Here is a 25,115-nt window from a genome sequence, read left to right on the forward strand (position 1 = left end):
CTACGCAATTTCTTTCAACCACTCAAACATTCCTTCAAAGGCTTTTTCTCTCACAGGTGTAGGAGATAAAAAAATATCGTGCATCGCATCTTTTACCTCCAACAACCTCACTTTGCTTCCCAAATTACTTCCTCTACTTTTTATATCTTCTACATCTAATACAATATCGTTTTGATACGCTTTTTCTGAAAAACGAGACATTTTTTTAGAAGAAGACGAGTGCATTACCAATACAGGAATTTGAAGATTAGAATATTTGCGTAGTCTTTCGTGTCCTTCATAGATAGCTAATAGCCATTTGAAATACGTGGGAAACCCTTGTGTATATTTCCAATCTAAATTAAAATTCCATTCTCCTTTGTATTTTTTGTGAATACTTTGTACATAAACAGGCGACAGCGTATTTCTTATATAAGCATAATCTGAAAATAAATTTAGCGTATTGGAAGCTGCCAAAATAATATTTTTCATAAACTCACCTTCATAAAAATCTAAGAAAGGCGAATTAAGAATTAGTCCAGTTATTTTAGCTTTTTCTTCTCCAAAATTGGCGTAGTTGGCAGCAACAAGCCCTCCTGTTGAGTGTCCGAAAAGATAAATATCAGATGAATTTGTTTCATAAACTTGATTGACTGCCAAAGATATTTCTTCAAAATATTCTGTTATGGATTTGCAGTAGTTTTCTCTCTGATGTGAAAGCCATGAGCGTCCATATTTTCGGAGGTCTAGAGCATAAAAATCAAATCCGTTCTCTATAAATTTCTCAGCCACATGAGGATGAAAAAAATAATCGATATAGCCATGAATATAAATCACGCTTTTTCGATTGCCTGTATTATGGTTACAAGAAACAAGCGTTGCCACTACTTTTCCTTCGTAGTCGTCTGCCAAATCTATGATTTGAGAAGTGAAATCTTTTTCTAAGTTCATATTTTTAAAAATGCCTCTGTTATTTTACCCTGTATCCATTTAAAAACGTATTTTACAAAGTTACAAAATCTAGCAAACAGTAATTGTTTTAGGGTGTACGATAAATTTCCCTTCTCGTAAAACATTCAATATTTCGTTGCGCTGCAACTTGTGTTTTACATAAAAGCTAATAAAAACGTATTTTTTATAAAAAAACATAGAAAAAGTTGCAGCGCAACGAAATGTAAAGGATATTTTTTTGATATAAAACAAAAAGGGATTTTCGTCATCCCCCCTAGTTTTAGCTAAAAAAACGATTTATCGGTTTGCTCTATGAGACTGACCTTATTAATAATTACTTCAATTTCAAAAATTTACTGAATTTTGTTACTTTTCCTAAAAAGTTGGATTACAGAACATACAGAATCAATTTTTAAATAAAGAGACAAATTTATTTTCTTATTGGTCTATATTCTGTAAATTTACCATCACAAATAAAATTGACCCAAACACACTAGCTATATTTAAAATACATAGCTCATACTAAAAATTTACAGAACTTATGCGAGTAATTCAGTTTAGAGAAGCCCTACGTGAAGCCATGAGCGAAGAAATGCGAAGAGACAAAAGCGTTTTTTTGATGGGAGAAGAAGTAGCAGAATACAATGGAGCTTACAAAGTCAGCCAAGGAATGTTGGACGAGTTTGGAGCAAAACGTGTTATTGATACCCCTATCGCAGAACTTGGTTTTGCAGGTATTGGAGTTGGGGCAGCCATGAACGGATTGCGTCCGATTATAGAGTTTATGACCTTCAACTTTTCATTAGTTGCCATAGACCAAGTAATTAATTCAGCAGCCAAAACATTAGCGATGTCGGGTGGGCAATATGGCGCACCGATTGTTTTTCGTGGTCCAACAGGAAATGCAGGGCAGTTAGGCGCACAGCATTCCCAAAACTTTGAGAATTGGTATGCCAACACACCAGGCTTGAAGGTAGTTGTTCCAGCAAATCCGTATGATGCAAAAGGCTTACTCAAATCGTCTATTCGTGATAATGACCCTGTGATTTTTATGGAGTCTGAGATGATGTATGGCGATAAAGGCGAAGTTCCAGAAGAAGAATATCTCATTCCACTAGGAAAAGCTGATATTAAGCGTGAAGGAACAGACGTAACAGTGGTTTCTTTTGGAAAAATCTTGAAAGTAGCTCAGCAAGCTGCCGAAGAATTAGAAAAAGAAGGCATTTCGGTAGAAATTGTAGATTTAATGTCTGTTCGTCCGATAGATTACAAAACAGTCATTGAGTCTGTGAAGAAAACCAACCGTTTGGTAATTGTAGAGGAGGCTTGGCCACTAGGTTCTATTGCTACTGACATTACCTATAATGTTCAACGCCACGCCTTTGACTATTTGGATGCTCCAATTCGCAGAGTAAACTCTATGGACGTTCCTTTGAGTTATGCTCCAACGCTTATTGAGGCTGTACTACCAAATGTAAAACGTACTGTGGAGGCGATTAAAGATGTAACTTATGTTAGCTAGTCTTTCTGAAGCCAAAAAATATTTTGATTTATCAATAAAATAACGAAATTTACAGCATTATACTGTATTCAAAATTTATTTATTTCTTTTCAACATGAAAAAACGAACCATTTTTACTCTTTTATTTTGGATTTGTGCTGTTGCACTTGGCTATGCTCTTGTAGATAATATCAAGACAACGATAGAACAACAACAAGAAATTGTAGAATCTGAAGCAAGAGTTATCGAACGCCTCAAACTTATTCGTGAGGCACAAAAAACCTATCAACTTCGCTATGGCAGATATGCTACTGAATGGGATTCTTTAGAGCAATTTATGAAAGAAGGCGTTATCTACAACGTCAGCAAAAGAGAAATCGTAATTCCTAAAGACAAAATCCGTACTCTTGAAACATACTATTTAGGAGATAGTATTCGTGTTGTTTATGATACGCTCGGTACTACACCAGCTATCAATAGCGTTTTTGAAAATGGAGTTCCTACTTTCAACCTAGACAGCATGGAATATATTCCAGGTAAAGGAGATAAACAGTTTAAAATGTTTGTAGAGAAAAAACCAACAGGAAAAACAGATATTTTGGCAGATTATATTGAAGTAATTGACCCTTATCCAGTAAACCCTGAGCGTTCAGACGAAAATACAAATCGTCGTACAAAATTCTTACGTTTTGGTTCTCTCAACGAAGTTTCTACTGTCGGTAACTGGGAAGATAAATAAACTAAAGAAAATAATTTTGTAAGTTTTTCTATAAAGCGATTACTAATTTGATGTTGGTAATCGCTTTTTTTATACAAATGAGTTTTTTTTAGCTCTAAGCTCTTAGTTTACGTTAGAGAAAATAGAGATACTTCTCTTTTTTGAAACATCAGAATTTAAAAATTATGAACACTACTTTTCTTCAAAGTTTAAAAATAAACAAGCAATTTTTACTCCTTTCTATTCCTCTGTTTCTCTTAGCAGGACTTGTTTATCTGATACATTCTCCTTATTTCCTATCTCAATCTGAGAGTTTCATTATGGCTATAAGTGTAGATTTTGTAATTACTATTCCTATCATCTATTTTTTAGTGATACGAAAGACAAAAATCCCAAACTTTACAGCCATTACCCTAATGATTATAGGTCTATTTTTAGGGCTTTATGTTTTACCTCAAGACAATCAAATTTATTTACAAGGATTTAAAGAGTATTTCTTTCCTTTTGTAGAATTAGGAATTTTGAGTATCGTAATATGGAAGGTAAGAACTGCCATCAAAAAATATAAGAGTATAGCTGCTGAAAGCTCAAAAACAACTTCATTCGATTTCTTTACTGTTTTGAAAAATAGCTGTGAGGAAATTCTACCCAAACTACCTGCTTCTTTATTGGCTACCGAAGTAGCTGTCATTTATTATTCAATAATCAATTGGAAAAAAACTGAAATACATCCTGCTAAAGAGTTTACCTACCACAAAAATAGTGGAACAGTTGGGCTTTTGGGAGCATTGGTTTTTATTATTGCTGTTGAAACGATTGCTCTTCATTTGCTTTTAGCAGAATGGAATCTAGTTGTTGCGTGGGTACTTACTATTTTGAGTATTTATACAGGCTTTCAGATAATGGCATTTGCCAAATCTTTTTCAAAAAGACCTATTTTGATAGAAAATGACACCTTATATTTGCGTTACGGAATAATGAGCGAAACAGAAATTAAGATAGAAAATATTGTTTCAATAGAAACTTCTGAAAAACCACTAGAAGAACTCATTGAAACAGAAGTAGCAGGCGATAAAGAAAAAAGGAAACTCTATCAAAAATTATCTCCTTTGAGTGAGCTTGAGGCTCATAATGTGGTTATTCGTTTAAATAAAAAAGCCAAAATAAAAGGAGTTTATGGAATGAATAAAGAAGCTAAAACTTTGGCATTGTTTGTAGATAAAAAACAGGATTTTGTAGAAGCTATCCAAAACCAAATACGTTAGATAAAAACAAAAGGACAAAGCCAACTTTGTCCTTTTGTTGATACTATTTCAAAAAGTAGTACACCTTATCAGTCAGTTTTGTAAGGTTCATTTCTCCATAAAGTTGGATTTACAAACCCAACTCTATGTAACTCCAGTGAATACATCAGAATAAACTATTCCATTTTTTTCACAAACATGACCTTTCTCTTCTTATGTCTTTGCCACCAAATCATAAAACCTGTAACGGGCAAGGATGCACAGATAAGAGAAACGAAAAAAGCTAATATTTTTCCTCCTAATCCCAAAATTGCACCGACATGAATATCATAATTGGCTGCAATTACTTTTTCTCCAAAATTCTTCTCCTTGTGAGGACGGTTATAAAGCATTTCTCCTGAATTTTCATCAAAGAAAACTTCATTGTTGATATAATAAACTCCTTTTTTTTGTTGAATATAGATGGAAAAAGCTGGATGCGAATGCTCGTCTAAATGCTCATGTCCTAAATCAATACTATATCCATAGGCTTTAGGATACAATTTTTCGACTTGTGTTGCTATTTTATCTGGAGTGGTTGCTGTTCGTTCTGTTTTTGGAGATGTTGTTTTGTATTCTGAAAAATCAGGATATTGTGTAAGTCCACCCGAAAAGACAAGATATATCAAAGCTCTAACAAAGAAAAAGGCATAAAATGAGCCTGTAATCGCAATTATGATTCCGATAAAAGAAGCATAAAACCCTAAAATATTATGCAAATCATAATTAAACTTTTTCCAATTCTTTAGATTTTTTTTAGGAAACCAAAAACGCTGTTTTCTCGCTTTTTTATTTTTGGGCCACCAAATTATAATTCCTGTAATCAGCATTCCAATGAATAGTAAAGTAGCAATTCCGACCACCCAACTTCCAATAGGACGTGCTAGTAATAATGAAAAATGGATAGCTAACACAATTCCAAAAAAGCCATTTTTTTCATCATAAATACCTAAAACTTCTCCTGTATAAGGATTAACATACACTGATTTATAGATAATAAATTCATCAAAATAATTCCAAGTAGTTTCAGGATTTTTTTCATAATAGTAAAATCTATAGCTTTCATTTCTATCAATTGGAATATTTACCCAGTGTACAGGATATTTTTCTTGTGTATATTCATTTACTTTTTTTTCTAGTATATGAATAGGTAATACTTGTTTTTTATCTATGTTGGCTTCATTATGAAACATAGCATCTTTTCGCAAAATGTCTTGAATTTCATCTTTGAATACATACAAACAACCTGTAACAGAGATGATAAAAATGATACTTCCAATAGCCAAGCCAGCCCATAGATGAAATTTCCTTACCCACTTTTTGAATATTTTCTTTCTATTTGGTAACGCCATAATTAGAGTTAAATTAAAACAACTAAACTATCTAAAGGCATTGCTTTAGATAGTTTAGAAAGAATAGAATAATAAGATTAAAATTTGTAGGCAACAGCTAAACGCCAATTTCTTGGAGCTTCAGCTTGATAATAATAGAAAGTTCCATAAGGAGCACCACTATATAAATATTCATCAAGTACATTGTATATATTGAGTGTAACTTGTAAATCATCATTTCCCCAAAAAATACCTGCATCTACTTTTTTATAATCACCAAGAGATTGTTGATTTGGAGCAGAAGCCCATCCCCATGTAGTTCTATCAGCAAGTATCGTTGCACCTAAAGACAATCCTGCGCCTTTCAACAGTCCTGTTTGCTGTGTGTAAGCAATCCATGTATTTGCTGTATGCTTTGCATATCCTGGAACAAGGTCTCCTTCTTTCAGTGATTCTACATTTGATTTTGTAATTAGATTTTCAGTTAGGGCATAATTTAAAGTAAGATTCAAGCCTTTAATTATTTCTCCTCTCAAATCAAACTCAATTCCTCTTGATTCTGATTCTCCTTTTATAATAGAATACTGTTCAGTTGGAGCATTGTTAGGGTCGCTTATCAACTCATTTTTCTTAGTGATTTGATAGAGTGATAATGTAGTTGTCCATTTTTTATCAAACCAATCTCTTTTTATTCCTAACTCTAAATTATTTCCTGTAATAGGCTTAATTTTATCTCCATTTCTCAAAATGCCAGACTGAGGAACAAAACTTTGGTCGTACAAAGCATACACTGAAGTATGCTCATCAACCGAACCACTAATACCAATTCTTGGAGTCCACTGACTAGCTTTTTGTTCTGCACCACCATAACTTGACTGCGAAATATCTGTAAAACGAGTAGCCAAAGTAAGACGGATTTTGTCGTCTAAAAATCCTAATTCATCTTGAAGATATATTCCTGAGTATTGTAAATTGATTCTTCCATAAGGATTCGAACGTATTTCTAATGGTTGTGATAAATCAAAATCAGGATAACCATTTGTTACAGGTTGGTAGCCTTCTGCTGTCATTGAGAAATAATTATCACCTGTTTCTAATTGATGCGACTGATTCCAATCTGCCATATACTCTTTTGTTCCTACATCTAAAGCACCAACTAATTTATGACTTACGCTACCTGTCATAACTTTACCATTAACATAAACTTGTGCAAATTTCATGATATTGCTAGATTCAAATAAACTCACATTACGCTGAACTAAATCTTTTTGTACAGCTCCAGCCCACATGCTTTGTCCGACTTGATAGCTATTTATATAGGTAGTTTGTGCTGTGATTTTCCAATCTTTTCTAAATTCGTGTTGAAAATTTACATTGAAAGTTTGGTCATCAACAAGACTTGGCTCTAATCCAGAATCTCCTAAAGTGGTTTTGGCAGGATATGTTGCGTAGCCTTCTGTACTGAAAATATAAGATGCTCCAATGTTAGACATTTTTGCTTTCTGATAAATATATTCGGCAGTAAGTTTCGTTTTTGAATTGAAATCATAACGCAGTGAAGGAGCAACAATGTATCTGTCATTGTATTCATAATCTCTAAATGAGTTTTTATTTTGCCCCATTACATTGAGCCTTGCAGATAATTTGTTAGTAATTTTTGTATCTACATCTGCTTCAGCACGAAATAGATTATAACTACCTGTTGTAAAACGCACCGAACCATTAAAATCATCTCCTGTTGGTTTTTTGGTAACAATATTATAAATACCACTTGGTTCGCCACTTGACATCATAAAACCAGCAGGTCCTTTTACAAACTCTATTCGTTCTACATAGCTCATATCTTCTGTCAAAGGTCCCCAACTTGAGGTAATATTTACACCATTGAAAAAGGCAGAAGCACGACTCCCTCTCATATTGACACGAGCGTAAACATCGCCCCAATGCTCCAAACGCATAGTTCCACTTACATTACGCAACAAACCATCACTCAGACTTAATACAATTTGATTGTCTAAATCTTTTCTTTGTATGACTTGAATATTTTGAGGTAGTTTTTCAATTTCTGTTTGTAATCTTAATGAAGTAGAAACTTTTGACTTTGATTTTTCAGAAGATGCTGTTACTGAAACTTCATCAAGATTGCCTGTAGATTCTTCAACAGTAAAGTTTAAAGTGATTGTTTGGTTAGCTTCAACTGAAATCGCTTTTGAAATAGGTTTGATAGTAATCCCTGCAATTTTTAAAGTGTGATTGCCAACTTCTACGTTTTTAATTTCATAGAATCCGACAGCATTAGTAGTTGTTCCAATACTTGTGCCTTCTAAGTAAACATTGACTGCTACGGCAGGTGTTCCATCATTTAGTTGGATAGCGCCGTTTATAGAACTTTGTGCAAACAGTAATGTGTTTAGCAAAATTGTGAACAAAAAGGTAAAAATAATTTTCATGGTTTTGTTTTTATTTAGACTGATTAAAAATAACAACACAAAACTAGCAAATAATTTTATTCACGCAAAACAAAACTATATTAATTTGACAGCTTCTTTTTTTAGATTAAAGTGAAAATGTTGAGTATAAGCTATTTGATGTATATTTTTTTTATCAAATTTTTGCCTAGAGTGATGTGGCTATACATGCAGAATAAATAATACAACAACTTTTTAGAGTTGATTTAGCAGGACTTTTGGTAGATGCAAAAAGAAACAGAGAGCAGTAGCAGATTTTGAATTGTAATGCAGGGTTAAAACTTTACAAAGGATTTATTTTGCTACTTGATTATATCAAAATTAAACTATGTCGGTACTGCCCTAAGTAGAAAATAAGGTCAGCCTTGTAGAACAGAGCAAAAATATTAGGGTAAAACAGCTTTTACTTTGGTATTATATAAACTTTAAAAGAAGGTAATTCACTAGAAGATTGGACGTGTAAGTAAGTCTCTTGTTTACTCTATCAGAGATTTTTTAAATATCTAGACAAAAGAAATGGGGTGTACGACAAATTTCCCTGCTTGCAAAACATTCAATATTTCGTTGCTCTGTAACTTGTGTTTTCATAAAGAAACATCAGCTATATTATACCTAAAATAAGTACTCGGACATATTTAGTTTATACTGTTCTTTATTGTAAAAATACTGCTCTGTGTGTCACAGAGCAGGGGTAAAGTATTCTAAATCAAAATAATCTTTATTGGACTTGATTGAAGAGTATAAATAGGAGGTAAGAATAAGATTGACTTTTGTTACTTACTAATTGAAAATAATCTTTGCCTAAAGTACTGGACATCCATAGATATTTGCTGTCGTTTTGAGAAGTTTATCCTCATTGACGGCTGCATTTTGAGCATCAACGACGGTTATTTTTTCATTCTTAAACAACTTCCTAATATGTATAATCTCTCATCAACATAGCTTCTAATTTTTTCATTCCTTTAGTGGCAACTTCTTCGATAAAATGAAGATTAGGCAAAGGATTGACAGCAGGAATTTTGGGGTCTATGATGTATTTTGGAGCTTGGCGAGGAGCATACTCAATCAAGCCAGCAGCAGGATAGACTAAGAGCGAAGTTCCTACCACAACAAAAATATCTGCTCCCATAGCTTCCATAACAGCCTCTTCCATCATCGGTACTGGCTCTCCAAACCAAACAATATAAGGACGCATTTGATGTCCTTTCGGACATTTTTCTCCCATTTTTTGTTCCCATCCGTTCATCTTAACAACATAAGATTCATCTACGGAGCTTCTTGCTTTCATAAGTTCTCCGTGCAAGTGTAAGACATGAGAAGAACCTGCTCGTTCGTGCAAATCATCTACATTTTGAGTAATGATGGTTACATCAAAGTTTCGTTCAAGTTGTGCCAATATCTTATGTGCTTCGTTGGGCTGTGCGTCTAATAATCCTTTTCTGCGTTCGTTGTAAAATTGTAATACTTTTTCTGGATTTGCTTTCCACCCTTCTGGAGAAGCTACTTCTTCTACTCGGTGTCCTTCCCAAAGCCCATCAGAAGCTCTAAAGGTAGCAATTCCACTTTCTGCGCTCACACCAGCACCTGTCAAGACTACAATTTTTTTACGCATAGTTATCGATGAATAGGATTTATAAGAAATATAAGATTTTAAATTGCGAAACTTTCTGAACATGTACAAACTTGTTTTGTGCCAATTATAAGCAAGATTGGAAACCGTCGTTGAGAATAAAATTAGAGTTACAACACTTAAAAATTATTCCTTGTTTGGTGTTAAGCTATTTTTTATTCCCAATCCAAAACTTACCAATACAACAAGCAAAACAAGCCAAGAAGAAATTTGAGTAATTGTTGCACCTATTCTATAAGAATCGGATTCAAATGTAAAGACAATTTTATGCTTTCCTTTTGGAATTTCTAATCCACGCAATACATAATTTACAGATACAATATTTGCTTCTTTTCCATCAATGGTTGCTATCCAGCCTTTTGGATAATAAATTTCTGAAAATACTGCAAAACCATCGTTCTGATTGTTGCTCTCATATTCCAATACTTTAGAATCATATTTTGTCATTTTGATAGTAGCTGTACTATCTTTTTCAAAATTGGTGGTAGAAACTTCAAATTTAGATTTATCTAAAATAGCAACTTCACTCAAATCTATTTCTTGTTTAGTTGTTGCACTGACAAGAGCAGTCATTTCTTCATCTGGATTATTTACTTGCTTTATTTTTGAGACAAACCAAGCTGTTCCGAAAGCATTAGTATTATAGAGCATTTGCTCTTTCTGCATTCCATAGGTAACATAACGAGCGTTGAGCATATTCAACACAGGAGTTTTAGAAAAATCTGGTCGTCTTTGGGCTTGCAAAGAAGACATAACGTATGTCTGTTCTTGCCCTAAAGGGCGTTCCATCAAATCTTGATAACGTTGCATTTTAGCAGCAAAATAACCTCCCAAAGAACGGTGGAAATAAGATGTACGTGATTCCTGTTGAATATTTTGAATAAATACAACTCTATATCCCAAATCTTTATCTTTAAAAATTTCTGTATCAACTGGTGCAGCTTGCATACTTGCTTGTGCATTACCTTCTGAAAACTTAGAAGATGGCAAGTAATCTTTTCCTATCAAAAATACATCTCCAATTGCTAAAAGAGTAATAAGAGCAAAAGCTGCCATAGCAGGTATTGTCTTTTTGATGTACAAATAAATTGCTCCTGCTACCAAAACTATCAAAAACAGCGAACGGAAAGCACTAGAACGAATCATTGAAATACGGTCTTGGCGAACTAAATCGGCTAATTGTCCGAGTTGAGCATCAGTTGCAGCACTCACATTCATACTTCCAGAGTAGAGCAAAATCAAGACACACAAACCTGCAGTAATTCCAGTAGCAATAAAAAGATTTTTTAAAAATACATTTTCCTTAGTATCATTATTTTTTGATAGTACAGTTTTGTCTTCTTTACCTGCTAAGAAATAGTTACTCAATCGTTCACTTATTGCTCTAAAAGCTAAAGTCGTCATGAGTAAAATAGTCAGTGCAAGTGCCATCGAAACAGAACGAAATTTATTAAACCCAGGAATATAGTCAAATAGAAAATAATTCAGTGTAGCAAAATTGTCTCCCCAAGCAAGCATTGCCATAAAAAGCGCAGCTCCTAAAATCCACCATTTTTCACGACCATCTAAAACTACCATTCCCCATACAAACAAAAAGCACAATACAGCACCTGCATAAATTGGCGCAGCCGTAAAAGGTTGGTCTCCATGATAAAGTGGCAAAGGCAATTCTTCCAACTGTTTTTCAGAATATTGTCCTCGCAAAGCATTATAGGTTTTAGAATCTTTATCCAAAATTTCAGAAGATGAGCCTCCATACAAATAAGGAACAAGCAGTGTAAAAGTCTCTCCAATCCCTTGACTCCAACTAAAAGCATAATCTTTACTTAGTCCTTCGTTACTTTGCGATTGACTATTTGGGTCTTTGTTAGTTTTATCAACTGTTAATTCTGTTCCTCCACGAGTAGAATAAGGGCTGTATTCCATAGTTGTCATTATCTTTCCTGCATTTACAGCGACTCCTAACCCAAAAGCAACAATTAGAAACCCTGCTTGCTTTACAAACTCTAGTATTTTACCGTTTTTAGAGGAAAAAATCAGTTCATTGATTCCAAAAATCAAACAAATAAATCCTAAATAATACGTTATCTGATAATGACTTGCCTTTACTTCTAATGCCATCCCTAGTGCTGTGAGCGCAAATCCTAGCCAATATTTTCTATCAAAAGTTAGCTTCATTCCTCCTAAAATAAGCGCAGCATACGCAATCGCCCAAAGTTTGGTAATATGTCCTACCTCTATTAAGATAAGGTTGTAGGTTGTAAGAGCAAAAACAACTCCTCCAACAGCACTCCAAAGAGGTTTGGTTCTGAAACACAACAACATAATATAAGTACAAAACATTGTCAGAAACAGAAGATGAGCAGCCATTTGCTCTGGTATTCCTCCTCGTAAAATAGCCTCAAAAACAGGCAGCGCACCATACGGAAAAATAGGATAGGTCATATAAGCTGGCATACCAGAAAACATACGTCCATTCCACATAGAAGGCTCTCCATTTTCTCTCAAATATTTGGAATTTTCTTGTACCATTCCTTGATATTGCATCATATCGCTTTGTCTAAGCGATTCGCCATCTACAAATTCAGGGTAGAAATAAGTAAGCGTGATAAAATAAAAAGCCAAGATGGCAAACAAATGAGGTAAAAGACGAGCAAAAGAAAAGTTTTTCATCAAGAATTGAGAAATGATACTATTTTAAAATTTCATTTTTTATCCTACAAATATAGAATATTTTATACACAAAAAAACCTTTACTCAACAAGTAAAGGTTTTTCATATTATTATTTAGTTGACTAACTAAATTATTCAATAACAATTTTCTTAATTACAGTTCCTTGTTCTGTTTCGATAGTAAGTGCATACATTCCTGCTGCATACTCACTCAAATCAAGCGTTTGAAGTGTAGAAACTTCACTAGCTGTAATGGTTTTATTTTCCAAGATACGACCAATGTTATCAGTAACAGTAAAAGTAACATCAGAAGTAATTGAACTAGAAAGTTGGATTCTAAAAATACCTGTTTCACTTGGGTTTGGATAAACAATAGTCTCTACATCAATTATATCATCCTCTCCAGTAACAGGGTCAACAGGAACTGAATAATAAATAGTACGAGTAGTTCCTTCACAACCTGTGTCAAAGGTTACACGAGCAGAATAACTTCCTGATTCAGTAGGAGTAAAACTTGTTTGTCCTGCAAGTGCAGTATTTTCTTCACCATTGAAAACCCAAACTACATCACTGATTGGTGTAACCGATTCTACACTCAAGACATCATCTACATTACGTAAATATACAGGCTCTACACGAGTACGAGTGATTGTGATTGGTTCTGAAAGAACAACACAGTTATTTTGTGATGCTTGTACTCTGTATTCTCCAGCAGTAGATGTAACATATTCAGTTCCTACTCTATTTCTAAGAACTCTACCATTTCTCATCCAAGTATATGTAATACCTTGCTCTGGATTCTCTACGGTAAGTGTAACTTCTTCTCCTGGACAGAATACTGTTTGAGAAGCTGTAAAAGATACATCTGAATTGATGGCATTCATTTCAACTGTAATTTCATCTGTTGAAGTACAACCTAATTGAGTTACAGTAAGTGTATAAACTCCAGACTGAGAAACAGCAAGAGAAGTTTCATTTCCAAGTACTACATTTTCTCTTGTCCACTCATAAGTAGCATCTGTACCTGCATCAGCAGCACTAATTGTAATTTCTGTTTCACAAGAACGAACAATAGCACCTTCATTGATACTTGCAAGTGGGCTATAATTTAACTTCACAGAAGTAATATCTGATGTTGCAGAACAGCCATTAAGTGTAACTTGTACGCTATATTTTCCAGAGTTTGTAGTTTCATACGTTGGAACATCAGTTGTTGCAATAGCAAAACCATTGATAAGCCAAGTATAAGATGCTCCTGTTACTTCTTCAGCAGTTAGTATTCCTGTAGTAGCACAAGAGAAAATACTATCTTCTAAAATATTAGCTGTCGGTATTGGATTTACATTTACTGTAATTGCTGTACGCTCACTTTCATTTCCGTTGCTTACTAAACTTACATAGAATGTTGTTGCTTGTGTAATGGTTGGCGTTGTAATGGTTGCATTATCTGTTTCTAATAAAGGTGTTGTAGAAGTAGAATCTGCATACAGACGGTATATTACTCCTGTTGAAGCAACTTTGATTGTACCACTAGCACCACTACAAGCATTTGTTACAGAAACCAAAGAAGGAGCTGCAGGAAGTGTTCTTGCATTTGTTTGTGCAGGGTCAGACTGACGAGCTCCGTTTGTAGCTACCAATCTGTACGAATAGAATGTATCTGCATTAAGTCCAGTATCTTCATAAGAAGTAACTGCTCCTAAAGTTGCAACAACTGTATTTCCTCTGTAAAGAATATAACCTGTTGCACCATTTACGGCTGTCCAAGTTAGGTTGATTTGAGAAGTAGAAACTGCAACTGCTCTAAAGTTAGTTGGCGTAGAAACTATTGGAGTAGAACCTCCACCTCCTCCAGTAGCAGCAGCCGTAGAAAAGTTCCATTCACCAGCCACAAAACCAGCAAAGTCAGCACCTGTACCAGCTTCTTCTACTGCACCATTATCGATAAGAACATCGTAAGCCGTTGCATTAGACAGGTTAGCAGTCAAGTCTATCGTCAATTCGTCATTTGTAATTGTTACTGTTGCATCAGCATTTCCAGCAATAGGGAAAGTGATTGGAGTTGTTCCATCAGTAACAGTAATATTTCCTGTTCCAGCTTGTATATTTCTATCAAAAGTAGCTACAAGATTTGTTGTTGTTGCTACGTTAGTCGCATCATCAGCAGGAGAGAGTGTAACTACTGTTGGTGGTGTTGGAGGTGGTGGTAAAGTAGTTGCATCTGTATAAACCCATTCAGAGAAATTAGTAGCAGACTCTTCTGCACGAACACGGAAGAAATATTGTGTACTTGGATTTAACCCTGTAACTACTGAATTGATACTACCTGCTGCAAAAGGTGAACCTGTAATGGCAGTCCAACCTGTTGTTCCATCTAATGACATTTCTACCACATAGCTAGTTTCAATATTTGAATTATCTGCCCAGTCAAGTGTAATTTGAGTAGAACTGTTTGCAGTCGCTGTAAATGTACAAGATGCTAAAGGTACAATTTCCAAACGAGTAGAAACTAAGAAGTGGTCTGAAACTGTACTTGTATAATCTCCATCATAAAACTCATAACCTACGTTTACAGAGTTAGGAATATAGCCAGCAGCCAATTCATTAGATACTGTAATGTGGTCAATCATATTTTCACGGAAAGCATAAGAACGACGACCAGCCAAACTCAATGCCTCTGAAAGAATTGTATATTCACTAGGGCGAGTAGTATAGGCGTCAAAAGAAGTAAGAGTAGAAGGAATATCAGCTACTGTTACATCTACATCATCATTATAGTCTCCAGCCAATACTATTTTTCTTCCAGCAAGCATGCTATTGTTGCGAATAGAATCTTCAAGTACTGTTACATCATAACGACGCATATCGTATCTTCCTTGTGCATCGCTAGAGTTGTTTGCACGTCCGTGTATAACAATGAAATCAACTTCTTCACTAGAACCGTTCAAGGTAACGTTGGCACGCATCCAAAATGGCAAACGTCCACTTGCCCAAAGACGACTTTTATCAGCATCAGGGAATCCACTAATGGCAGAAGCATCTCCACCATTATAGCTAGGATGGATACTTTGAAGCATTGCATAGCTAAATATAGGCTGAATTACGTTAGTTTTATACAAGAAACCTACCCTTTGTGAAGTTGAGTTGGCAGGTGGGTTAGATACAAAATCAGAGAATAATACATCCCAAGTATCAGAAGTTTCTGCTGTTAGTTCAGTAGCTAATTGCTGTATTAAAGGTATATCTACAATTTCTACCAAAGTATATATATCAGCATTGTTTTGTTTGATAATTACCTTAACACTATCTTTCTGAACATCATCTGCTTGCGCTCCAGCAGGACTATTTCCTTCATCTCCAAACCATTCGATATTGAATGTAGAAACTTCTAGTGTTTTAGAAAGTGCAATACAAGAAGTTATAGTAGAGTTGGCAGGAGATTCATAAGGTGTTGTACAAGGCAAATCTGCTCTGAAACGAGGTAATAACTGTGGTGCAGTTTGATAATACCCTATAACTCCTGTAACATTACAAACTGATGGTTGTGTATAATTTACATCACCTGTCAAATCTGTATCATTATCAATACGAACATCTCCAGAATTTGCTCCATTTGTTACAGTATAGTTTGAATTTCCAAAAAGTAAGTCTCCTGGTTGTGGGAATACTGCATTTTGAATAGTAACTAACTCTCCTCTATGTGCATCTAACTGGTCTAGTGTAATTACTTGAGGTGTTACTGGCGTTCCTGCACCCAAATCTGTTACAGAAGTTACATTACTGAGCTGAATCTGATTTTGGAAACTAGAACGAGTAGCTTGAATTCTAAGGCTTTGACCGATAGGGTATGTTCCATCGTGAAGCCCAGAAGCATTATCAAAAACAGCAATACCACCTGTTGCATCTTGAATAAATGCAGGACCATTAAACTGGTCAGCAGCTGTCAGAACTCCTTCAATAACAACTACTTCTCCATCAGGACGAGAACGAGCTACAGCTATTGTCATCAAACTTGGAGGCACACTTCCTGTTACAGCTACATTTTGAGTAGTTGCTCCAGTGCTTGCATTGGTAATATCTCCACTATGTGAAGTACCAGCAGTAGGATTATAACGAACAAAAATATCTACATTCCCAGCATTCGCTGTTGCAAAAGGAACAGTAACACTACCTCCAAATCCAGCTCCAGTTGTGAGTGATACCTCAAAGTGTGTAGGAGCAGTAACTGTAATATCAGTCGTTAAGTTTGTTCCACTTACTTGGTAAGACTGCTCTGCTGATGGCGTATTTAGTGCCGTTGTAGTAAATGCTGTAAGTGGTGTTCCTGTAACTGTAATCGTTGCAGTAGGAGCAACAGGACAATGAGAACCTAAACCATCAAAAGTGTCATTTGCAAATCCATCCCATTCTGTAGAAGGGTCAAAAACATCTGTTTCATCAGTATCCCCTGTAGTGATACCACACTTACGACGAATTGTGTTGTTAGCAGTAGAAACCAAGCCTGTTCCCCACTCTCCACTAGGTCTAAAGCCTACTTGTCCAATCACATCTATTACTGTTCCGTTTTCTCTCAATACGACAGCATCATCCCCATTATAAAAAGTAACATTACTTGTAATATCTGCTACTCCTGTTATTGCAGCAACTGCACCAGCATTTGCTATCACATACGTTGCTCCTGCTGCTAATGTACCTGTCAGATCTAAAGAGTTTTGAATACTTGTACTACCATTTGTATAAAGTTCTACTCTATAATTAGATAAATCTACGATAGAACCTGTTGGGTTATAAATCTCAAGAGCTTTATTGCTACTAGAGCCTTCTATATATTCTGAGAAAAATAACGTAGGAGTAACAGCTAAAGTAACCGAAACATTATCTAAAGCAAACTCATCTCTAGCTCCACCACCAGAAACATCATCTCCTGTCCATCTAACATAAAGAAAATCTCCAGCAGCAATGTTTAGTCCTGTTATAGTAGTTGTTCTTGCTTCTGTTTGCCACCCTAAAGCATCTGATGCATCAGGAGAAGTAAAATCTAAAGCTGTAACGTCTGTATAAGTAACATCATCTGAAGAATAAGAAAAATTAAATGAGTTATCACGTGGTTGATCGTTATTGTAGAAAATATCATAAGAAACAATAACAGATGTAAGCACTGCTCCTGTATTATTTTCTATTTTGGCTACCATACTTCCAGGTGTAAAATCGCTACTTCCAGGTTGAACTCCTAAAGTAGTATTTCCTCCACCTACATCAAAAGAATATATTCCACCAGTATTTTCACTTCCTGTTGAAGTGCCTCTAGCAAAATCTCCACTTGTTTGAGTTCCTCCGAAGTTAAGAGTTCCTCCATTAAATCCTGTAACTATCCAAACATCAGAATCTAACTGTCCTGCTGCTGGTGTGGGAGCAAATCCACTCCCTTGAAAGCTTGTAAAATTCTCTGTAAAGGGAATTTGTGCATACGCTTGCATACTTATTCCTCCTAGAAAAAATAAGAATGGGAGTATTTTTTTTAGTAATGCTGTTCGCATAAAGTTAATGTTAATAAATTATGAATAAAATAGAAAATAGTCTAGTACAGAACTCCAAAAACTATATTTATCAATACAGTATTATTCCAAAATAAATTATTTTATATAATCTAAAGTATGGCATTGAGCGTGTTTTGATAGATATTACGAGAAAGAAAGGGATGGAAATCTGCTTGAACTTATTATTTACAAAATTAACTACCTTATGTTACTTCATTGTGAACAAACAAAAGAGATTCTGCAAAGTGTAAGAAAAAGAGCAAGTTCGTCTATTTGTTAGCTTATTGTCTAATAAAACTAGCCCTAAACTTTAGTAACTCTTAAAACAATTTTTTCATCAGACGAGTAAGAAGTAATGGTAGTAAAAAATAAAAACTCGTCTTTTCCCTCCGAAATTTGAAACTGTTTTCGAAGCTCTTTTACAGACATAGGAAAATTGCGAGTTACGACATTGAAACTGCCTTTACCAAATTTTCTTTTGACTTCTTTCTTAGAAAACGATACAATCTCTTTTATTTCAAATATTTTCCCTATAAAATCATCATTTAGTTTATCAGAAGTATATAAATGTGTGTTGGTAGAAAATTTATAAAGTTTATATTTTTGAGAAATACTTTTAAATGCTCCTGCTTTTAAAACGGCAACATTTGGTTCATATAAAAAAGATTTGACTTGATTTTCAGTAGAATAATCAATAAAAATATCCTCTTCCTCTTGCAAAGAAGACTTAAAACTAGAAAAATCAAGCCCATCTATTTTTTTTTCTTTGCTGTTTTTTCCGTGTAAGTTTATAGCATTTATTGAAATTTCCTTAACAGGAATACTACTTTCATTACTAACAAGCTGATACAGAACCTCTTTACACTCGTTTTGCAGTGCCACGACCTCTACATTTTCTACTCCCTCTAGCCTTCCCAAGACAAGTTGAATGTCTAAAAGAGGAGCCGTTTTGAGTAGCCATTTTTTTCCTGTATTTTTAAATCTTCTCCACACCTCTACCATATTTGGCTGACAATCTTCTAGTAAAAAGACTTTTTTCTGTACATTATCTCTGCGAGCAGGGTCAAGATAAATCCAATCAAATACTTTTTGTTCTTGTTTTGCTTTCTCTAAAAAAACTTCTGAATCCCCACAAATAACTTCAATATTTTTAGCTCCCAAAACTTCAAAATTATGCTTTGCCAAACTAGCAAGTAGCTCATTTTGCTCTATGTAAATAACCTTTCCTACTTTTTGAGAAAAATAAAAACTATCTACTCCCATTCCTCCAGTCAAATCCACAAGTATTTTATCTTTTAAATTATCTCCATCTTGCAACAATAAATGAGCTTTATATTCTGCTGTGGTTTCAGAGGAAGCCTGTTCGATAGAAAGCGAAGGAGGAAAAAGAATTTTATCAGTAGTGTGCCAAAGATAAAGTTTTTGCTTTGATTTTTGAAGTGATTTGATTTGATTACCAATTTCTATTCTCAAATCTTGGTATTTTTTGGGTAAATTTAGTAGGGTTTGAGTAACTTCTTTGTCTTTGTGAGTTTCTATAAACTGCTGTATATCTTCTTGTAAGAATAAATTGTAGTTGGGATAGTTTTCAGAGAGAGATACTGCTGGTGTCATAGAAGCAAAAATATAAATGGTTGGTTACACAAAAATAAATCAAATCTGTTCTCTATTCAAAAAAATAATTGCAACTTAGTTGCATTTGTAAAAATCCAGTTTTATATTTGCCTTTCTAATTTTGCAACAATGTTGCATTTAAAACCTCATTATATTTTATAATTTTTTATTCACTATGATTTTATCAAATAGAATTTTTCCTGTTTTAGCCTTATTATTTGCTAGTTTGTTTGTTTTTTCTTCTTGTGAAAAAGACGACCCAGAAATAGCCAACGAAGAAGAACTCATTACAACCCTTACCTATACACTTACACCAGTAAATGGAGGTGATGCAGTAATACTTTCTTTCAAAGACTTAGATGGTGATGGAGGCAATGCTCCAATTATTACAACAAGTTCAGCATTGAGAGCTAATACAACATATAATGGAACATTAGATTTATTAAATGAAGCAGAATCTCCTGCAGAAAACATAACAGAAGAAATTGCAGAAGAAGATGACGAACATCAATTCTTTTTTCAAGCCAACGGAGCAAATATCACAGTAGAATATACTGATACAGACGGTACAAATCCTGTTGGATTAGAAACAAGAGTAACTACTGGAGAAGCATCTTCTGGAACGCTTACAGTAATTCTTCGCCATGAGCCAGCAAAAGATGCAGCAGGCGTAGCAAATGGAGATATTACTAACGCAGGTGGAGAAACTGATATTGAAGTTAGCTTTAATGTAACAGTAGAGTAAGTTTAATCTACACTTTTATAAGACTAAACCCACACGAAAAACTGTCTAGTTTTTCGTGTGGGTTTTTGTTTCAGTAAGACGCTTTTAAGCTCGTTGACAGTATAGTTATGAAAGCAACCATCACTGACAACGAGATAAAAAAAGTAGGAATAACGCATCCGTTATCCCTACAAAATTAAAAGTATCAAACATTCTTATCCAAAAATGCAACAACGTGATGCCATACATCTCGGTCAGCATTTTTTCCAATGACACAATCTTGGTGTCCGTAGCCTTCTATAACGTGGCGTTCGTAGTGCTGTTCTGGATTTAGATTTTTCAGACGGTTGTAGGTTCTTTCGGTTGCTTCTGGAACAAAAACTTCATTTTTCTCTCCGTGAACAAAGCACATCGGAATATTTAGTCTTTCCTTTGCGTGAGGAAGATAAACGTCGTTTCCTTCGGCATCTTTGAGTTCTTTTTCTCTTGCCATAAGTGTAAGCTGTTCGTAAGTGGTCATATTGGTTACACCAAACATCTCGTGGAAGGAATCAAATGTTTTTTCATCGATATTTTCTTTTTCGTAGAGCGTAGAAAACATAAATGTAACTCGGTTGGCAATAGGGTCGTTAGTTTCAGAACCCAAAACAGAAGAATAGGCTTTTACGGCTGTATTCAAGGCTTTATCTAACCAGCCTGCATTCGTATCTGTGTAAGCTGTCATGGTTTCTATGCCCAAACTTTTTAGAAGTGTCGGTACACGAGCAGCAGCTTTGAGTTTGATTTGGTCGCCTCCAATAATATCTGTCGCCACTTGGAAACATACCATCGAACGTACACCCTTCAAACCAGCCAACATTGCCATTACTCCAGTAATTGCGCCCACACAGTGCGTAAAGAGTTGAATGTCTTTCTCTCCAGTAATTTTCAAAATTTTGTCCACACAAGCAGGAAAATCTCTAAGTGCAATATCATCGGCTGTGCATTGGTCTTTAGCTGAAGGTAGCGCAATACTGGTGCGATATTCCATTACCCAAACATCGTAACCGTGAGCGCAAAGATATTCTACCAAGTTGGTATCTAGCGTATCAATATCAAAAATATTTCCCGACACGCTAAACCCATGGGCAAGCATAACTGAACCTTTATTTACACCATTTTCTAAGGCTTTTTTATTTCTTCCATCGTAGCGAGTAAGCAAAAGATGGACACCATCAGAAGTTTTGACAGGGTAGAGTTGTGGTTCTGGCGCACGCAAAGGACGTTTTTTTCGTGGTGGCGCACTTGGATTGAAGGCAGAATCTTTTGCCAAAACACCTCCATACGTATCGTAAAGATTGCCAGCAAAGTATTTTCCGAAGCTGTATAATGCTTTCAATTTTTCAGTAGCCGTATCAGCATGTAAGGCTTTCATCGTAGTCATTTGTTTGATGAAATCTGTCAAATGAACATGAATAACCCCCTGTGATTTGATATACTTTGCATCTTTTTCTATCAATTCTCTTGGAATACCTTCTGTATCTGCATAAACGGTGGTATAAAGCGTAGTGGTATCGCTCCAAGCATCAAATCCTTTTCCGTCTCTGATAGTTTTGTAACCTTCAAAGTAATAACTTTCTCCACTCGGATTAAATAATTTTGCCTTGTAGAGCATTCGTTTGGTTTCCATTTCACCTTCATAATCTATAAAAAGTTGGAAACTTCCTTCTGTTATTAAAAGTGGGTCGGCTGAAAGAGATGGAGCTTCTACTGTTCCGACCATTCTTGAGAGGTGTTCTTTTTCATGAAGCATTTTTTCTAAATCTTCACAGATGACAGTCAGTGTAATTTTAAACTCTTGATTTTTAGACTTTCCTAAATCATACTCTCTTTCAAACTGCTTTGGTATTTCACACTTTGGCTCTTCGGCTGTTTTGTGGTTGATAAAACCCTTCATCGTTTCAGTAAACTGAATACCAATAGGCATTTTTTCCATTTCTCTCAAAACAGATGGCTTAGAAGGCAGCTCATAATTAATTTCCCAACCTTTATCTTTAGCCATAATCTTACAAATACGCTCTGAAAGTGCTGAAATTGTAAGAAGTGGATTTGCTCCTAATGAACGAGGAACGATAGAACCATCAGCAATATAAAGATTTTCATAAACTTGGTCTTTATCTGCCTCAGTACAAAAAACCTGTCCTTTATGATTGACTACACCCTCACGAGTATCTTCTCCCATAATACAACCTCCCAATGGATGAACAGTTACTAAATCTTTATTAAACAGTGTTGTCCAAGTTGGATTTGGAACACTTGTTCCGTTGAGTGCTTTTGTTGCTTCTCCAATACGGTCAGAGGCTTTTTTGAAAATATCTTCATTACCAACACCTTTCCAAGAAATTTGTAAACGGTTATTTTTCAGTGTCAGAACACCTGCACTTTGGTCGTGCGTCATGATGAGGTAGATTTGCGTATTTTGCGTTGCCCCCTTGTAAGGTCCTCGTATGACACTTTCTAGTTCTCGTTTTTTCTCTTTTACCTCACTTACAAACCCTTCTTTGTTCTCATCTTTTCCTGCCAATGAAGCCATTGTTATCATAAACTCTGGAAAAAGTTTTGCCATTGGCGAAGGCGTAGAACCTTCTTCTAAAATCATTCCTTCTTCCTTGTGTTTTTCCTCTCGCATATCAATCACAGAAGTAATACAAGGGCCTACGGGATTGTCTTTGTCTAAATGCTCGCCTCTGCCAATACCATTTATTTTGTGTTCTGTGTTATAACCAAAACCTAAAACATCGCCATTTCCAGAAAAATGAAAACCTAATTTGTTGGAAACCTCTAATCCTTTTTCTCTTGAACGAAGCATAATTTCGGTAGAACCAAGCGTTCCAGCAGAAAGCACTACATTATCTGCCGTTACGTACATCTCTGGCGCATCAAATTTTTCTCGTTGCGCTCCCAAAAGCTCAAAATGCACGACCCATTGTGTGCCACTTTTTTCCAAATGCGAAACCGAACATTCTACAAAAATATCTGCTCCAAAATTGACAGCATCAGGCAGATAATTCATCATCGTTGTATTTTTTGCTCCCACATTACAGCCCGAAACACAATCTCCACACAAATTACAAGGCTTTTGTTTTACTCCTACATGATTTTCTCCATCAATATCAAAGTTTACATTGATGTCTGTCTTATAAAAAGGCTTGTTCATTGCCTTGGCAGACTTTCGGTGTGCTTCTAGCTTATCTAATTTTGGGAAATTTTCTGGATAAGGATTTGGCTTTAACATTTCATACGCTCGTCGGTAGCCTTCTTCTAAATCAGAGTTAGGATTTTCCGATTCTTCTCTCAGAATTTTTGGAAAGACTTTTTCTTTAAGCACCCATTTTTCTGGGCGAATAGAAACGTTTGCATTGACAAGCGATGTTCCTCCCAATCCACAGCCTTTAAAAATATTTATATCATCGTCTATCCAAAAATCATAAAGTGCAGAAGCAGAACCTGTCCTTTTATTTCCTAAATTAAACTGCATATTAGCAGCAGCTTCCATTTGCGTGTCTGGAAATTCTCCAGTGAGATATTCTTTTCCTCGTTCTAAAAGACAGACTTTCTTTCCTGCACGAGACAAACGAGAGGCTGTGATAGAACCTCCATAACCAGAGCCTATTACGATTACGTCGTAATGAGGTAACATTTTTTCTATAGGCTTGGATAAGCGACGGTTTTTCATATAATTTTAAATAGTTTAGAGTGAAATTGTTTTGATACTCTAATCTAATTAAAAAAATGAAAAGTAAATAGGATTTTAAGTTTGTATGCAATAAAAAAAACTAATTTTTATTGATTACTAATTACTGGAAGAGGAACAACATATATTTTATTCAACTCTATTTTTGCAATCGCTACTTTTTTGCCAACATCTATAAAACCTCCGTTGAGTGAGCGTACTTCAAAGATTTCTCCATCAAAACTCACTCTACCATTTGGACGCAAAGAAGAAACTGTTTTTCCTTCTTGTGTTGGATAGAGAAACAACTTTCTTTCGCTTTCTTTATCGTCGTGCTTGCCTTCTATGCTGTGTTTTTGTGAGAATTTTTCCCAAGATTTTGAACGTACACTATACGTAATTGCTCCAACATTGAAAACAGACGAGACAACTAATGTCCAAACGGCAGTATCTATTCCATAGAAAAAGTAGGTAAGTGTTGTAGCTAAAATCGTGAGCGTAAGACTAATGATTCCAAACTTTATTGTTCCTGAAAGAACCTCAATAGTGAGTGTAACCATTGCGAAAAAAAATAAAACACCGATTAAAAAGAGTTCCATATAGTATTGTTTAAATTCTGTTTTAGAAAAAATTGATGTATTTTGTAATTTTTGAAACGTATTTGGCAGCGATTGAGTTATTATATTATTAGACTATCTCACATTATACTTTAATCTAATCAAGAAACTATGAGCAAGAAAAAAAATAAAAAAATGAAAGTCAATCCAGAGTTGGAAGGATTGAATGTTCACGTTAATGAATTTGGAGAAATTGTAACTTCTTTTGATGCTGACAAAATCAATGATTTTTTAGATAAAAAATTATATGATAAAAAAATTGGCAACCAAGACGCTGAAACAGGCTCGTTGAAAGAGAAACATAAAAATCAAGATAAAAAGTAAAAACAAAAACGCCTTTGCAAGATGATTGCAAAGGCGTTTTGTTTTGTTAGGGA

At 35.0% G+C, this 25,115-nt stretch carries 14 protein-coding genes; 5 read left to right on the forward strand and 9 right to left on the reverse strand.

Translation table 11 applies throughout. The features are described 5' to 3' along the window. Entirely contained in the window at positions 1–930 is a 930-nt protein-coding gene (locus tag QZ659_RS06770) for an alpha/beta hydrolase (RefSeq protein ID WP_291723884.1), read from the reverse strand. A 541-nt stretch (positions 931–1,471) separates the two neighbouring features. Here QZ659_RS06770 and QZ659_RS06775 point away from each other — a divergent pair. From QZ659_RS06775 to QZ659_RS06785, 3 genes are all read left to right on the forward strand, one after another. Beyond that, positions 1,472–2,452, forward strand: a complete 981-nt coding sequence (locus QZ659_RS06775) for a pyruvate dehydrogenase complex E1 component subunit beta (RefSeq protein ID WP_291723886.1) — start codon at positions 1,472–1,474, stop codon at positions 2,450–2,452. 94 nt (positions 2,453–2,546) lie between these two features. Then, the gene (locus tag QZ659_RS06780; protein ID WP_291723889.1) at positions 2,547–3,170 is read left to right on the forward strand and encodes a hypothetical protein; all 624 of its coding nucleotides are present in this window, start codon (positions 2,547–2,549) and stop codon (positions 3,168–3,170) included. Between the two features lie 164 nt (positions 3,171–3,334). Then, positions 3,335–4,414: a hypothetical protein gene (locus tag QZ659_RS06785; RefSeq protein WP_291723892.1), complete on the forward strand. Its 1,080-nt coding sequence runs from the start codon at positions 3,335–3,337 to the stop codon at positions 4,412–4,414. A 155-nt stretch (positions 4,415–4,569) separates the two neighbouring features. On the opposite strand, the gene QZ659_RS06790 is transcribed toward QZ659_RS06785, so the two are convergent. The 6 genes from QZ659_RS06790 to QZ659_RS06815 all read right to left on the reverse strand — a co-directional run bounded on the left by QZ659_RS06790 (position 4,570) and on the right by QZ659_RS06815 (position 19,685). Further along, positions 4,570–5,784, reverse strand: coding sequence for a PepSY-associated TM helix domain-containing protein (locus QZ659_RS06790; RefSeq protein ID WP_291723895.1), 1,215 nt, complete (start codon positions 5,782–5,784; stop codon positions 4,570–4,572). 77 nt (positions 5,785–5,861) lie between these two features. Next, entirely contained in the window at positions 5,862–8,180 is a 2,319-nt protein-coding gene (locus QZ659_RS06795; RefSeq protein ID WP_291723898.1) for a TonB-dependent receptor, read from the reverse strand. Positions 8,181–9,144: 964 nt separating this feature from the next. Then, positions 9,145–9,843 carry an SIR2 family NAD-dependent protein deacylase gene (locus QZ659_RS06800; RefSeq protein ID WP_291723901.1) on the reverse strand — a complete coding sequence of 233 codons (699 nt, stop codon included), beginning with the start codon at positions 9,841–9,843 and terminating at the stop codon, positions 9,145–9,147. Between the two features lie 144 nt (positions 9,844–9,987). Next, positions 9,988–12,534 carry a YfhO family protein gene (locus tag QZ659_RS06805; RefSeq protein WP_291723904.1) on the reverse strand — a complete coding sequence of 849 codons (2,547 nt, stop codon included), beginning with the start codon at positions 12,532–12,534 and terminating at the stop codon, positions 9,988–9,990. A gap of 131 nt (positions 12,535–12,665) precedes the next feature. After that, the gene (locus QZ659_RS06810) at positions 12,666–18,071 is read right to left on the reverse strand and encodes a lamin tail domain-containing protein (protein ID WP_291723907.1); all 5,406 of its coding nucleotides are present in this window, start codon (positions 18,069–18,071) and stop codon (positions 12,666–12,668) included. 303 nt (positions 18,072–18,374) lie between these two features. Continuing rightward, a complete protein-coding gene (locus QZ659_RS06815; protein ID WP_291723910.1) occupies positions 18,375–19,685 on the reverse strand; it encodes a THUMP-like domain-containing protein in 1,311 nt (436 codons plus the stop codon). Positions 19,686–19,860: 175 nt separating this feature from the next. On the opposite strand from QZ659_RS06815, the gene QZ659_RS06820 reads away from it, so the two are divergent. Continuing rightward, positions 19,861–20,430, forward strand: a complete 570-nt coding sequence (locus tag QZ659_RS06820) for a hypothetical protein (RefSeq protein WP_291723915.1) — start codon at positions 19,861–19,863, stop codon at positions 20,428–20,430. 184 nt (positions 20,431–20,614) lie between these two features. On the opposite strand, the gene QZ659_RS06825 is transcribed toward QZ659_RS06820, so the two are convergent. Both QZ659_RS06825 and QZ659_RS06830 read right to left on the reverse strand, forming a co-directional pair. Continuing rightward, positions 20,615–24,124 (reverse strand): GMC family oxidoreductase N-terminal domain-containing protein, encoded by a 3,510-nt coding sequence (locus QZ659_RS06825; RefSeq protein ID WP_291723918.1) that lies wholly within the window; start codon positions 24,122–24,124, stop codon positions 20,615–20,617. Between the two features lie 107 nt (positions 24,125–24,231). After that, complete coding sequence (locus tag QZ659_RS06830) at positions 24,232–24,720, reverse strand: NfeD family protein (RefSeq protein WP_291723920.1); 489 nt, start codon at positions 24,718–24,720, stop codon at positions 24,232–24,234. A 129-nt stretch (positions 24,721–24,849) separates the two neighbouring features. Here QZ659_RS06830 and QZ659_RS06835 point away from each other — a divergent pair, with 129 nt between their 5' ends. Next, positions 24,850–25,062 (forward strand): hypothetical protein, encoded by a 213-nt coding sequence (locus tag QZ659_RS06835; RefSeq protein WP_291723923.1) that lies wholly within the window; start codon positions 24,850–24,852, stop codon positions 25,060–25,062. The last annotated feature ends 53 nt before the right edge of the window (positions 25,063–25,115 follow it).

Source organism: Bernardetia sp. (assembly GCF_020630935.1).
Lineage (GTDB): Bacteria > Bacteroidota > Bacteroidia > Cytophagales > Bernardetiaceae > Bernardetia.

Bases quoted from the DNA above. Each gene is read 5' to 3' on its own strand.
- QZ659_RS06770 (WP_291723884.1), bottom strand. From the start codon at position 930: ATGAACTTAGAAAAAGATTTCACTTCTCAAATCATAGATTTGGCAGAC.
- QZ659_RS06775 (WP_291723886.1), top strand. From the start codon at position 1,472: ATGCGAGTAATTCAGTTTAGAGAAGCCCTACGTGAAGCCATGAGCGAA.
- QZ659_RS06780 (WP_291723889.1), top strand. From the start codon at position 2,547: ATGAAAAAACGAACCATTTTTACTCTTTTATTTTGGATTTGTGCTGTT.
- QZ659_RS06785 (WP_291723892.1), top strand. From the start codon at position 3,335: ATGAACACTACTTTTCTTCAAAGTTTAAAAATAAACAAGCAATTTTTA.
- QZ659_RS06790 (WP_291723895.1), bottom strand. From the start codon at position 5,784: ATGGCGTTACCAAATAGAAAGAAAATATTCAAAAAGTGGGTAAGGAAA.
- QZ659_RS06800 (WP_291723901.1), bottom strand. From the start codon at position 9,843: ATGCGTAAAAAAATTGTAGTCTTGACAGGTGCTGGTGTGAGCGCAGAA.
- QZ659_RS06805 (WP_291723904.1), bottom strand. From the start codon at position 12,534: ATGAAAAACTTTTCTTTTGCTCGTCTTTTACCTCATTTGTTTGCCATC.
- QZ659_RS06810 (WP_291723907.1), bottom strand. From the start codon at position 18,071: ATGCGAACAGCATTACTAAAAAAAATACTCCCATTCTTATTTTTTCTA.
- QZ659_RS06815 (WP_291723910.1), bottom strand. From the start codon at position 19,685: ATGACACCAGCAGTATCTCTCTCTGAAAACTATCCCAACTACAATTTA.
- QZ659_RS06820 (WP_291723915.1), top strand. From the start codon at position 19,861: ATGATTTTATCAAATAGAATTTTTCCTGTTTTAGCCTTATTATTTGCT.
- QZ659_RS06825 (WP_291723918.1), bottom strand. From the start codon at position 24,124: ATGAAAAACCGTCGCTTATCCAAGCCTATAGAAAAAATGTTACCTCAT.
- QZ659_RS06830 (WP_291723920.1), bottom strand. From the start codon at position 24,720: ATGGAACTCTTTTTAATCGGTGTTTTATTTTTTTTCGCAATGGTTACA.
- QZ659_RS06835 (WP_291723923.1), top strand. From the start codon at position 24,850: ATGAGCAAGAAAAAAAATAAAAAAATGAAAGTCAATCCAGAGTTGGAA.